Origin of the sequence: Pseudoalteromonas sp. N1230-9 (assembly GCF_032716425.1) — a bacterium.
Classification (GTDB): Bacteria; Pseudomonadota; Gammaproteobacteria; order Enterobacterales; family Alteromonadaceae; genus Pseudoalteromonas.
In genome coordinates this window covers 2,323,508-2,337,092 of the sequence record NZ_CP090419.1, presented here as the reverse complement: position 1 = coordinate 2,337,092, position 13,585 = coordinate 2,323,508, and the positions used below count along the sequence as shown (strand labels likewise).

Sequence of the window (13,585 nt, the reverse complement as noted above, 5' to 3'; positions counted from 1 at the left end):
TGTAAAATACGTTATAAGATATATCTTTTAGTAATATGGTGCGTTTAATGGCTAACTTTTTTTTCTCCGATGATGTAAATCAGCAAATCTATTTAGATGCAAATGCAACGACACCTGTACTTCCTGAAATTGCTGATATTGTCTCTCATACAATGCAAGTTTGCTTTGGTAATCCGTCAAGTTCTCACATTACAGGTATTCAAGCTAAGCACTTGCTGGAGCAAACTCGCCGTAAAGCCCGTGATGTAATTGGGGCGACTGATGGTGACATCTTGTTTACTTCAGGCGCAACAGAAGGTATTCAGACGGCTGTTGTATCGACTTTAATTGCCGCAAAACATCATAAAATAGATAACCCAGTATTGCTTTATGGTGCAACAGAGCATAAAGCGGTTCCTAATACGCTTAAGCACTGGAATACAGTGCTAGATATTAATGCTGAAGTTCTTGCGATCCCCGTTGATAAAAATGGCATTTTAGATCACGAATTTATTGCTAGGCATGCGGCGCGCGCGTTAATGATTTGTACCATGGCAGTGAATAATGAAACTGGTGTGTTCCAAGACCTAACAGCAATTGAAAAAGTGATCCGCAGTAAAAATACGGATGTTGCTTGGATGGTAGATTGTGTACAAGCACTAGGAAAAACGGACTTATCACTCAGTAAAACGACAATTGATTACGCACCATTCTCAGGGCACAAGCTATATGCACCCAAAGGGATAGGTGTTTTGTATATTCGCAAGGGTAGTGCATATACGCCATTTATAGCTGGAGGTGGCCAAGAAAGTGGCATGCGCTCAGGCACAGAAAACTTACCGGGTATTGCAGGGTTAAATAAACTTTTTTCATTGTTGTTAGATAAAGAAGACAATGTTTTTAAACCTATTGAGCAGCTAGATGCTTATCGCAAGCAGTTACATGCAGCATTAGTGGATACTTTTGGTGACATTACATTTAATCACCGCTTTGCATGCTCAGTACCCACAACATTAAACTTTGCGGTTAATGAGTTAACAAGCAAAGAAGTGATGGATTTATTTGATGCTGCGGGTATTCGTGTCAGTGGTGGGTCTGCATGTAGCTCAGGGGCGAATCGTAGTTTTGTTCTCGATGCTATGGGCGCATCTGATTGGCAAAGTGAGAATGCCATTCGCATGTCGTTTGGTCCAGCAGCAAGCCAGCAAGAAATTGATTATGCGTGCGAGAAAATTCGTTCATTAAAACCGATTCTTGAAGCAAACTGTTTAGTTGTTTCAGACAGTACAACACCACAGCATGAGGTGTGTGCGATTGGTCTAACTCAATTACGACATCAAGCTGCGTGCTGCTGGTTATATGTTGATAGTAACAAGCATGCGGTGATTATCGATCCTATTATTGAGCTTATTCCGCGTTTAGCAAAAATGGTTGCGACACAAGGATTAACAGTTCACGCTATTTTAGACACCCATCAACATCAAGAGCGACTTTCTGCAAGATGTTTATTGAGTAAAGAGTTGGGTGAACACTGTATTGCTGGTGAAGTCGATGCACTAGGCTGGCCAGTTAAGGCCGAACAGATTGAACTAACCGATATGTGTTTGAGCAAAGTCGCTACACCAGGGCACAGTCAAGACAGTGTTAGTTATTTGCTCAAAGATAACAAAACAAAAGCTATTAGTTATTGTTTTTGTGGAGACTTAATTTTACCTGGGGGCTTAGGTAATACTTCACTTGAAGGTGGTGATGCCGCTCAGATGGCTCAATCATTAAAGTACATTGCAAATACCATAGATGATAAAACAGTGATTTGCTCTGGTCATGATTATCAACAGTGCTTCGCAATGGATTGGCAGGTTCAGCAGTCGACAAATCCGCTATTAACAAAATTGCTCAACGAGCAGATTTCTGACGCCGAGTTTATTGAGCTAAAGCAACAAAGCGATCAGCAAAAGCAAGCTGTAAATCATACGTTGTGCGGTTATGTCGAAACATTAGAAAGCGCGCCCATGAAACAGCTTACATCAACAGAAGCAAAAGCAATGCTTTGCCAAAAGGACACCTATCTAATCGATACGCGCGAGCCTTATGAGCATAGTGTTGTTGATATCGCAGAGCAGTTTAAGATTGATGACTCTCACGTGATTAATATTCCACTTAGCCGCATGGCTAATGAGATTATGCAGGGGCATCTAAATAAATGTAATTGTTATATCTTAATATGTCGCAGTGGGAACCGCTCAAAACAAGCTGCAAATAACTTATCTCAATTAGGTTTTGAGAATGTTTATAACCTAAATGGTGGCTTAGCTTTACTGTAGCGAACAATACCAGTTCGCACTAATACTTAATCATTTAATTAAGTGGGTTAGTATAAGAAAGCCGCATGTTAATGCGGCTTTTTCGTAACAGTATTGAATCGTTAGATTTTTGGCCCTGAACTTTCACGAACAACTAATGACGGGGTAAATGTCGTGATGATCTCTTTGTCTTGGTTCCGTGCCCCTCGTGTCTTTCTAAATAATAGGCGAGCAGCGTGCTGAGATATAACATCATTGGCTTGATGAGCTGTTGTCAGTTTTGGCCATGTTTGACGCGAGAAAGGCGAGTCTTCGAATCCTGTAATAGACAATTGCTCAGGGATCTCAATTCCCATTAAACGTGACGCAAATAAGGCACCAGCTGCCATTTCATCGTTTCCGCCTAAAAGAGCCGTTATTTGTAGCGGATTATCGGTTCCCAAGAGTGCTTTCGCACCTTCAACACCTGACTCGAACGAATATTGGCCTTCGTAGATTAGCTCATCATTTAGGGCAATATTGTGATCTTTTAATGCTGCTTGATAACCTTCTAAACGTTCTGTTGTTGATTTATGCTCTTTATCACCACATAAAAAGCCAATATGAGTATGACCTAGCGATAATAGGTGAGAGGTAATTTCGTAAGCGGCTTCATAGTCATTAACAAAGATGCAGGTATCTTGCTCTTCATCAGTAGGGCGGCCAGATAACACACGAACGTAATGAATCCCCATTTCATCGAGCATATCAATAATACTACTTTGCTCAGATAAAGGAGGGGTTAGCACTAAGCCGGCTAAGCGAGAACGCTTAATCATGGTTTTAAAGTCATCTTCCATGTTGCTGTCGAGATAATTGCATGGATGGATAACCAGCTCATAACCTTCTTCCTTGCAGCGGGATAAAACACCATTTTGCATATCGATAACATAGTATGCATTTGGGTTGTCATAAACTAAGCCAACAGTGAAAGAGGATGTTCCGGCAAGGTTACGAGCTGCTAAGTTTGGTTGGTAGTTAAGCGTATTAACAGCGTCCATGACGATATCGTAGGTTTTTTTTCTAACCGATGGCTCTTTATTTATGACTCGCGACACGGTTTTCATGGAAACCCCCGCAAGCTTAGCTACATCATTTATTGTTACTTTCATACTGTTACTTTATAGTTAGTTTAAATTGTATTATAATAATACTGAAAGGTGGTTAGCCCATGCACTTTAATTTTTAATAAATACATTAATATTTAATATAAGTTGTTTAGTGTATCGAATGTTCAAACAAATTAGCAGTAAAATAATTGAGATAATTTTTATGATACCGGTGTCAAAAGAGAAAAATTGCGCTATTATCTCGACTATAAAATGTAAAAGTAGAACATTGACAGCGTTGTCATTTTAACTTAGTGTTAACCAACTTCGTGTTTTTAATTGCTGTCTTTATTCATTTTTAATTAAAAAGATAGTTACATATCAAATTGTTGCAAGTTTTTTAGGGGATTTCATTTATGAGCAACCGTTCGCAGTTAGCTAGTTGGCAAGCATTGAGTGACAGTGCAAAAAAGATGAAACAAATTCATCTTAAAGATTTATTCGCCAATGACAGCTCGCGCTTCGAGCAGTTTTCCGCTCAAATCCCAGGTGTTTTATTTGATTATTCAAAGCAACATATAGATAAAACAGTATTCGAGCAGCTGATTGCACTAGCGAATGAATGTGATATCAGCTCATGGCGTGAAAAAATGTTCACCGGTGAAAAAATTAATATCACCGAAGATCGCGCCGTACTTCATACTGCATTGCGTAACCGCGCTAATACACCTGTTATGGTTGATGGCGATAATGTAACGAATGACGTTAACAACGAACTCGCAAAAATGAAGCAGTTCGTTAATAAGGTTCGCAGTGGTGAGTGGTTAGGTTACACAGGTAAGGCCGTAAAAGATGTTGTGGCCATTGGTGTTGGCGGCTCAAACTTAGGCCCACAAATGGCCACTGAGGCACTTGCAGCCTATGCCGATGACACATTGAAAGTTCATTATGTTTCAAATGTTGATGGCGTACAGATTGCCTCTGTATTAAAAGGGTTAAGTGCTGAAACAACGCTTTTTGTTATTTCATCAAAAACATTTACAACATCTGAAACCATGACCAATGCAAAGTCAGCGGTTGAATGGTTTTTACAATCGGCGCAAGCACAAGAGCACATTGCCAAACACTTTGTAGCTGTGAGCACTAATTTAGAAAAGACAGCCGCGTTTGGAATTGCAGATGAAAACGTATTCACAATGTGGGATTGGGTCGGTGGTCGCTTTTCGCTGTGGAGTGCGATAGGATTGCCAATCGCATTGTATTTAGGCTTCGAAGCGTTTGAAGAGATCCTTGAAGGTGCGTTTGAAGTTGATGAACATTTCAAGTCGGCTAAATTTGAACAAAACGTACCGCTATTAATGGCGCTATTAAGTGTTTGGAATACCAGCTTTTTAGGTCATACATCGCAAGCAATCTTACCGTACGACCAAGCATTGCATATGTTACCTGCTTATTTACAGCAAGGTGAAATGGAAAGTAACGGTAAACATGTAAACTTTGCTGGCGAAACAGTACCTTATACGACAGTGCCTATTATTTGGGGTATGACTGGTATAAATGGTCAGCACGCATTTTATCAATGTTTGCACCAAGGTAATGTAATTGTGCCTGCTGATTTTATTGCCTCTATTGAGCCGCAAGTGAATGTTGGCAAGCACCACGATATTTTATTATCAAACTTCTTTGCTCAAACAGAAGCCATGATGGCAGGCGTTGATGCAGAGCAAGTAACGGCTGATTTAACCGCGAAAGGTAAATCGGAAGCCGAAATTGCAGAATTACTGAATCATAAGATTCACCAAGGCAACCGCCCAACAACGTCAATGTTACTAGACAAAGTGGATGCAAAAACAGTGGGTCGCTTAATTGCGCTTTATGAGCACAAGATCTTCTGCCAAGGCATTATCTTAGAGATTTGTTCATTTGACCAATGGGGTGTTGAACTAGGTAAAGGACTTGCCTCTAAAATTGAAGCTGAACTATTTGATGACGCAGTGAGTCACCCACACGATAGCTCAACCAATGGACTGATCGCTTACTATAAAACACATCGTAAGCAGTAAAAGATTCGCAGCATTAGCTGTAAACCAAATACCTTTGAACGGGTAGCGCTGGAGTTCTTAGGGCCTGTATTTTTGTGAGAGGATTTACAGAGCCCCTAAGACTCATTTACTTCAGCCAAAATAAGAACAATGAGTAAGCTACTTACATAAATTCAATAGGCTTTGTTAAATGTTTTAAACATCGCCAATCATCCAAATAACAATTCGCATTGCCACACTGCACAAAGTGAAAACATGGCATTGCCAATGTAGAGAGTGATATATGCTAAATCCATTTGATATCGTAATTTTTGGGGGCGGTGGCGATCTTGCGTTACGCAAATTACTACCTGCAATGTATCGCGCTTATCAAGAGGGCAACCTGCCTCAAGGTTCTCGCATTCTCCCTACGGTACGTGACCAAAGTAAACAACAAGAATACATCGAAACAGCGCATAAAGCGTTACAAGAGTTTCTTGCCAAGGGTGAATATAACGCCAAAGACTGGAAAGCATTTTCAGCTTATTTAGTGCCAGTTGTGACTAATGTTACAGAAGCAGATGCTGATTGGGATAAGTTAAAAGATATCTTAGATGAGCACGAAGCTGATAAATCTCGTGTATTTTATCTGTCACTACCGCCAGCTGTGTACGGTAGCTGCTGTGAGATTTTATCATCAAAAGGTCTAATCACAGACACATCCCGTGTAGTTGTTGAAAAGCCGATTGGTTATTGTGGTAAATCCGCGGAAGAAATTAATGCAAAAATTGCCGAGTATTTTACTGAGGAACAGATTTTCCGAATCGACCATTACCTTGGTAAAGAAACGGTACAAAACTTAATGGCCCTGCGCTTTTCAAATTCATTGTTTGAAAATCTTTGGGATGCTAAGTCGATTGATAATATCCAAATCAGTCTATCAGAGACAGTGGGCCTTGAAAGTCGTGCTGGCTTCTACGATAAAGCGGGTGCACTTCGTGATATGGTACAAAACCATTTATTACAGCTGCTTTGTCTTGTTGCAATGGAGTCGCCAAACAAATTAACAGCCAATAGCATTCGCACAGAAAAACTAAAAGTGCTTGAATCACTACGTCCGCTTGTTGCTGAAGACGTTGATGCAAATATTGTTCGAGGCCAATATGTACCTGGTAATTTAGATGGCAAGATTGTGCCAGGGTACTTAGAAGAATTAAACGAAGGCGCAAGTAAAACAGAAACATTTGTTGCTATTCGTGCGCATATTGATAACTGGCGTTGGGCAGGTGTTCCTTTCTATCTTCGCACTGGTAAACGTATGAAAAAGCGTTGTGCTGAAATTGTTGTTGAGTATAAAAAAGTTTCTCACAATGTATACAGCGATAACGTTGGTAATATTGAGCCAAACCGCTTAGTGATCCGCCTGCAACCAGAAGAAACAATTCAATTAACGCTTATGTCAAAGCGTCTTGATAATTTAGAAATGCAGTTAGAGCCTGTGACAATGAATATTGAGTTGTCTCAAGCATACAGTAATGGTTTCCATTCTGATGCATACAAACGTTTAATGCTTGATGCGGCTGCTAATAACCCATCACTATTTATCCACCGTGATGAAGTTCGCCAAGCGTGGAAGTGGATTGATCCGATTATCGAACGTTGGCAAGAAAAAGGCGCTCCTTCGTTATACCGTGCAGGTAGCTGGGGTCCAGAAGATGCTGATGAATTACTAGATGAAAATAATCATGTATGGTTTAACACTGGCGATAAGGCGTAAATACGATGGCAACAATTGTTGAAAAATTCTTTGCGACTAAAGATGAGTTAACAGCTGAGCTTTCTTCAAGTTTAGAGCAAAGTTTAGTATCAGGCATTAAACAAGATGGCCGTGCTGTATTAATGGTATCGGGTGGTTCGTCACCGGCGCCTGCGTACAAACACTTATCTAACCTTGAGCTTGATTGGGCAAATATTGATGTTGCTATGGTTGATGAGCGTTGGGTTGATGCATCACATGAAAAAAGTAATGAAGCATTTATCAAAAGCACGTTATTACAAAACCAAGGCGCAGCAGCTAACTTCATTACGATGAAAAATAGCGCAGCGACTGCAAAAAAGGGTGTTGCTGAATGTGAAGCAGCATACCAATCTTTAAAGCGTCCTTTTGATGTAACAATTTTAGGTATGGGGCCAGATGGCCATACTGCTTCTCTTTTCCCACATGCTGAAGGTTTAGAGCATGGTTTAGCTACAAATGATTTAGTTTGCGCTATTAATGCTATTGAAAGTGATGTTACAGGTAAGATAACTGAGCGTATGACATTAACACTTGCTGCAATTGCTGATTCTAAAGTGGTTAAGTTATTAATCAGTGGCGAAGAAAAGCTTGAAGTGTATAAACAAGCAAAGCAGGGCGGGGCTGTTGCAGACATGCCTTTACGCGCTGTTTTGAATCACCCAACAATTAATATTGAAGTTTATTGGGCTCCATAATTACTTGTTTTAAAAACATTAAACGAAAGCGAGCTTGAGGCTCGCTTTTTTATTTAAATAAGGAACAAAAAGCATTAGACATTAAATAATATGCTCGTTATAATTTAAAAATGACAACGCTGTCATTAGTATTGATTTTTATTCTCAACCCCTTTAACGCTTTCTGCCCAGAAAAAGTTAAATAAAATTTATCAATGTTGGGGTAGTTATAAAAATACACTCCAATTTAAAACTAATTGATTGTTAGTTAAGTCTTTTTTTATAACTTTTGGTTATGGCTAATAATTAACCTCTGGAAAGTAAAGCTTACAAAAATTGCTTAAAATAGGTGCTTTGTACCTAAAAACTCTCAACTATGCTTTTCATATACTTTAAATCTCATGTTATATTTGCGCCGTTTAAATGTAACAATTCTTAAATGCTCAATATTAAATTTCATTAATTTCAATATCTTAATTATTTTGTTGTAAATTTTTTGCACAAAACAGCCAAAAAGATGTAGCACAAATGTAATTTAGAGTGTATGGTTTGTTACTAGATGACAGCGTTGTCATCATCACTGGGCAGAAGTGATATAAAACCAACAAAATGATTCAAGGGGAATCCTGTGTTAGCTAAAAATTTTAAGAAAAGCTTATTAGCAGTTAATATCGGTCTTGTAATGAGTGCCGGATTCACTGGTGCTGCATATGCGGCAGATGAAACAAAAGTTCAAGAGGACGTTGAAGTTATTGAAGTTCGCGGTATTCGCCGTTCACTTGAAGCGTCAATGAATACAAAGCGCTTTGCTGACAGCGTTGTCGATGCTGTTTCTGCAGAAGATGTGGGTAAGTTTCCTGATGGTGACGTAGGTGAAGCGCTTGGTCGTATCTCGGGTGTTGCAGTTAACCGTCAGTTCGGTCAAGGCCAGCAAGTATCGATCCGTGGTGCATCTAGCCAACTTACACGTACTCTTTTAAACGGTCAAACAGTGGCATCAACTGGTTGGTACGACCAACAGTCTATCGACCGTAGCTTTAACTACACTTTATTACCACCTGAGCTTGTAGGTGAAATCCAGGTTTATAAATCTTCACAAGCTGACATCGTTGAAGGTGGTGTAGGTGGTACTGTTATTGTTAATACACGCAAACCACTAGACCTTGATGCTGGTACTACTTTCTTAAGTGCTAAAGCAGATTACGGTACGATTTCTGAAGAAACTGACCCGCAAATCTCAGGTTTATTTAGCTGGAAAAATGACGAAGAAACATTTGGTGTTCTAGGTTCAGTTTCATGGGCAGAAACGAACTATCAACGTAATGGTATTGAGTCACTAATTGGTTGGGGTGACATTGTTCCTACCACTTTCCAACAAGAGCGTGAGCGTACAGCATTAAATGCTACATTCCAGTATCGTCCAACTGAAAATCTAGAATTAGGCTTGAATATCATGAGCCTAGAGTTAGATGCAAACAACGCAAATACCTCAAACTTCGTGATGTTCCCTGACGATAAAGATGCAGCGTGTGAACAAACGAATGCATCAGGTACGTGTACTTTCTACCGTCGTACTGGCGAAGGTGCAAATCCAGGTTGGGTACAAACATGGGCGCGTATTGCGAGCATGACATCAGATACAGCTGATTTTAGCCTTAAATATGAAGGTGAAAACTTTACATTAAAAGGTCGTTTCGGTACTACTGAATCAGAAGGTGGTACAGACTTAACAGCAAACTACGGTAACTTCATTGGCTTACCATCTGATTATGCGGGTACTTACGATGCAACTGGCGAAGTAATTAAAATTGATATCAATAACAAATACTTTGAACCGTCAGATTTTACAGGTCCACTTTCTCCAGCTGGTTGGGCACTTAAAAAGCAACCTAATACAGATGAAGAAACCTATGCACAGTTAGATCTTACTTTCCCAGTAGATTTTGGTGCGATTACAGCTATTAAAACAGGTTTCCGCTGGGCTGATCACGAAGTTAAACAAGAGACTTACTCAACAACGTTAGTTGATGTATTACCTACAGGTGATGGTGAAACATACTTCTCAGGTACTATGTCATCAGGTGCAGGCTTCACACTTCCTGAGCCAGATTTCGACAAAATGGTAACTGATGCGTACGCTTCTATCGCTAGCTTTGATAATGACTCAGATGTATATCGTTCAGGCTACGGTACAATTGAAGAAGAAAACTTTGCTGTGTATGCAATGGCAGAATTCTCTGCAGAATCTATTCGTGGTAACTTTGGCTTACGCTATATTTCTACAGATGCTGAATCTGACTACTATGGCTTTGCCAACGGTACTTATGAAAGCACATTAAGCACAGATAAAGCGAGCTACAACGATATTTTACCAAGCATTAACATTGCTTTTGATATCGCTGAAGATGTGATTCTACGTACTTCTGCAGCACAAGTTATTGCACGTCCTAACTATACAGATATGTTCTCTGCGTCTTCATTTGCAGGTTATTCAGATGGCACTGCAGGTAACGAAGTATTAACAAAAGGTAATGTGGGTCTTAACCCATTCAAAGCAACTCAGGCCGATTTAGGCATCGAGTGGTACTTTGATGGTGATGGTATGGTAAGTGCGACGTACTTCTTTAAAGACATCACTTCATTTGTTACATCTAGTCAAATCTTAAACCAACAGATTGGTGTATTTGACCCTGATACACAAGGTGATAACTGGACTCTTTCAACTAAGTTGAATGCAACTGGCGGTCAAATTGAAGGTATCGAGCTACAAATTCAAGATGGTTTTGACAGTGGTTTTGGTTACTCAGTTAACTATACGTTTGTAGATGCACCGTCTGAGGCTGAAAATTACCCAGATCAAATTCCTCTATTCTCTGATTCATCTGAGCATACAGTAAACTTAGTGGGTTACTATGAAACAGATACTTACTCAGCGCGTTTAGCTTATAACTGGCGTTCAGAGTACATGATACGTGAGCTTCCTGGTTTCTATGGTAACCGTGAGCACCAATCGTACGGTACATTAGATTTCAGTGCGAACTACAGTGTAACTGATAATATTGATGTAACATTTGAAGCTGTTAACTTAACTGAAGAAGACAGCATTCAAATTGGTGTTGCACCAAGTGATGCTGAAGTGGTTCCAGAGCTTCGCAATGGCTACCCAGCATGGAGCTTTGAAGGTGAAGCACGCTACAAGCTAGGTGTTACGCTTCGTTTCTAATTTTAATTAGATAACGAATCTATTAAAGCCCAGTTTGTACTGGGCTTTTTTGTGAGTAAATGAAAGCGAGTTAATAATGATAAAGAAAATCGCAATTGTTGGTGGCGGAACCGCAGGCTGGTTAGCTGCTAATCATTTAGGGCAGTCTCTGCAAGGAAGTAACATTGATATTACTTTAATCGAATCACCGACTATTCCTACAATCGGTGTTGGCGAAGGTACAGTGCCTTCAATGCGAAACTCATTACAAAAGTTTGGTATTAGCGAAAGCGATTTTATTAATGAATGTGATGTGACATTTAAGCAATCAATTAAGTTTGTTAATTGGTTGGATAAAACAAAACATGGCAGTAACTTTTATCATCATTTGTTTGATCATCCTCATATTTTCGGTGAGCAACTAACAGATGCTTGGCTTGCTTCAAATGAGTCGTCTGACTATGCTTCGTTTGTTTCAAAGCAGCACTTATGTTGTGAAAAAAACTTGGCACCCAAGACGATTACTACCCCAGAATTTATGGGCATTAATGGCTATGCTTATCATTTTGACGCCAAAAAATTTGCTGCATTTTTAAGTCGTCACGCAGAGCAATCTTTTTCTGTAAAACATCATTTTGCAGATATAAAAGATGTTGTAGTAGATGATGCAGGCTACATAACACACTTAGTTGATGAACATGATGTGGCAATGGCATTTGACTTTGTTATTGATTGCACCGGTTTTTCTGCAGCAATTCTTGGCAACAAGCTGGGAGTTGAGTTCTTAGATAAGTCAGCTTGCCTACTTACAGACACTGCGATCACTCTACAAGTTCCTACCTCGCCAGATGATGAAATTCCTCCCTATACAATTGCAACCGCGCATCAAGCAGGCTGGATTTGGGATATTGCCCTCACACAGCGAAGAGGTGTTGGTTTTGTGTATTCATCTAAATATATGACTGAACAAAAAGCGTTAGACAAATTACACACATATTTAGGTGAAAAATTTAACCACCTTACCCCCAGAAAAATTCCCATGAAAGTAGGGCGAAGGGAAAAAATGTGGCATAAAAACTGTGTCGCCATTGGTCTATCTCAAGGGTTTGTAGAACCACTCGAAGCCACTGCAATTTTAATCGCTGACTTTTCTGCTAACCTACTAGCAAAGCGTTTTCCTCGCTGTAAAGCGGATATTGCATTAGTGATTAATGACTACAATCGCCATGTTAATTACGTGTGGGAGCAGACGTTTGACTTTATAAAAATGCATTACTGTATTTCAGACAGAACCGATTCTGAGTTCTGGATTGATAACCGTAAAGATGAGCAACTATCACAGCAATTGAAAAATAACTTAGCGCGTTGGCAAAGATTTGCGCCAAATAGAGAAGACTTTGCAAGTAAATTTGATTTGTTCGACCTCGAGAATTACTTGTATGTGCTGTTTGGAATGCGCTACTTTCCTGCATCAGACACACTAAATACTGTGTGCGGTTTTGAGCAATTAACGTCATTAAAGCAGCAACGAGTTAATCAGTTGCTAGATGAGCTTCCAACACACAGAGCGCTGCTCGAGAGAATTAAAAAGTTTGGAATGCAAAAACAGTAAACAGCAAATAAGTGGCTTTTAATTAACAAGCCACTTATTCAATTCTAAAAAACGATGAAATAGAGAGTCGGCTATTTTTAATATCTTGGCTATATGGTAGGTTGTTTTTTAAGGCCGCACTATGAAGCAGGTTGCTTTTATAAAGTACCACACGGTTTGGTTTTGCCTCTATATCAATAATCTTTTCAAATAGCTCCGTACTTTCATCTAAATAGCCTTGATGTGTACTTTCATGTTGTTGTACATTTTTAATTATATCGTGAACGATATTTTGATTTTCAGCGGTAATTTTAATTGTATTTGTTGGTTTGTATTTATAAATACCTGTACCACCCCATTCTTTACTTGATAAATAATGTACGGCAGCAAACGTTTTATCATCTGTTGAATCAATATGTGGCATGCGTTGCATGACATGTAATTCATTAGCAGATTGCGTAACGACCGAGAGCTTACATTTATGCAAATAGAGATTGTTATTTCCAGAATCTATAACACCATCCGTTATTAAGCTTTGTAATAGTTGTTCAAACACTCGGTAATAAGGCGCTGGCATTTCGTCGCGTTTTCCTGGGTACAAGGTGCCGTCTGTGCCGATAGGTTGAAAGTATGCGACGTTTGATGCGAAATGATAAACACCTTGAAGGTGGCTTAAAAAATCATCGATAATAATGATGTTTTCATCAATACTTTCAATATTGATTACCTGCACTTTATAGTTTTTATTTAATTGATAACTTTCCATTTAAATGCTCAGTAAATTCCTCATCATTAATGAATATACTAACAAAAATAATTAGTTAGAGGCGAGGAGATTTTGCCTTAATTTACCGCTTTTCTAGGCTGTTTTTTAACCGTTGTTGAGTAATTATTTGTGTTAAAAAATAATGTACAATCTGCCACAAAAT

The 13,585-nt window shown here is 39.3% G+C and carries 8 protein-coding genes; 6 read left to right on the top strand and 2 right to left on the bottom strand.

Annotated elements, in window-relative coordinates:
- Window positions 1-47: 47 nt before the first annotated feature.
- Window positions 48-2,303, top strand: a complete 2,256-nt coding sequence (locus LY624_RS10895) for an aminotransferase class V-fold PLP-dependent enzyme (protein ID WP_341802983.1) — start codon at window positions 48-50, stop codon at window positions 2,301-2,303.
- 101 nt (window positions 2,304-2,404) lie between these two features.
- On the opposite strand, the gene LY624_RS10890 is transcribed toward LY624_RS10895, so the two are convergent.
- Window positions 2,405-3,433: a LacI family DNA-binding transcriptional regulator gene (locus LY624_RS10890; RefSeq protein WP_130150655.1), complete on the bottom strand. Its 1,029-nt coding sequence runs from the start codon at window positions 3,431-3,433 to the stop codon at window positions 2,405-2,407.
- A gap of 353 nt (window positions 3,434-3,786) precedes the next feature.
- Here LY624_RS10890 and pgi point away from each other — a divergent pair, with 353 nt between their 5' ends.
- From pgi to LY624_RS10865, 5 genes are all read left to right on the top strand, one after another.
- Window positions 3,787-5,433 carry a glucose-6-phosphate isomerase gene (pgi, locus tag LY624_RS10885; RefSeq protein WP_341802982.1) on the top strand — a complete coding sequence of 549 codons (1,647 nt, stop codon included), beginning with the start codon at window positions 3,787-3,789 and terminating at the stop codon, window positions 5,431-5,433.
- A 262-nt stretch (window positions 5,434-5,695) separates the two neighbouring features.
- Window positions 5,696-7,168, top strand: coding sequence for a glucose-6-phosphate dehydrogenase (gene zwf, locus LY624_RS10880; RefSeq protein ID WP_341802981.1), 1,473 nt, complete (start codon window positions 5,696-5,698; stop codon window positions 7,166-7,168).
- Between the two features lie 5 nt (window positions 7,169-7,173).
- Window positions 7,174-7,884, top strand: a complete 711-nt coding sequence (gene pgl, locus LY624_RS10875; RefSeq protein ID WP_193987536.1) for a 6-phosphogluconolactonase — start codon at window positions 7,174-7,176, stop codon at window positions 7,882-7,884.
- 607 nt (window positions 7,885-8,491) lie between these two features.
- A complete protein-coding gene (locus LY624_RS10870) occupies window positions 8,492-11,086 on the top strand; it encodes a TonB-dependent receptor (RefSeq protein WP_341802980.1) in 2,595 nt (864 codons plus the stop codon).
- Window positions 11,087-11,162: 76 nt separating this feature from the next.
- Window positions 11,163-12,677: a tryptophan halogenase family protein gene (locus tag LY624_RS10865; protein WP_341802979.1), complete on the top strand. Its 1,515-nt coding sequence runs from the start codon at window positions 11,163-11,165 to the stop codon at window positions 12,675-12,677.
- Window positions 12,678-12,711: 34 nt separating this feature from the next.
- Here LY624_RS10865 and LY624_RS10860 read toward each other — a convergent pair whose 3' ends face one another.
- Window positions 12,712-13,422, bottom strand: coding sequence for a DUF6445 family protein (locus LY624_RS10860; RefSeq protein ID WP_341802978.1), 711 nt, complete (start codon window positions 13,420-13,422; stop codon window positions 12,712-12,714).
- Between the last annotated feature and the right edge of the window lie 163 nt (window positions 13,423-13,585).

Bases quoted from the DNA above. Each gene is read 5' to 3' on its own strand.
- LY624_RS10860 (WP_341802978.1), bottom strand. From the start codon at position 13,422: ATGGAAAGTTATCAATTAAATAAAAACTATAAAGTGCAGGTAATCAAT.
- pgl (WP_193987536.1), top strand. From the start codon at position 7,174: ATGGCAACAATTGTTGAAAAATTCTTTGCGACTAAAGATGAGTTAACA.
- LY624_RS10890 (WP_130150655.1), bottom strand. From the start codon at position 3,433: ATGAAAGTAACAATAAATGATGTAGCTAAGCTTGCGGGGGTTTCCATG.
- LY624_RS10895 (WP_341802983.1), top strand. From the start codon at position 48: ATGGCTAACTTTTTTTTCTCCGATGATGTAAATCAGCAAATCTATTTA.
- zwf (WP_341802981.1), top strand. From the start codon at position 5,696: ATGCTAAATCCATTTGATATCGTAATTTTTGGGGGCGGTGGCGATCTT.
- LY624_RS10865 (WP_341802979.1), top strand. From the start codon at position 11,163: ATGATAAAGAAAATCGCAATTGTTGGTGGCGGAACCGCAGGCTGGTTA.
- pgi (WP_341802982.1), top strand. From the start codon at position 3,787: ATGAGCAACCGTTCGCAGTTAGCTAGTTGGCAAGCATTGAGTGACAGT.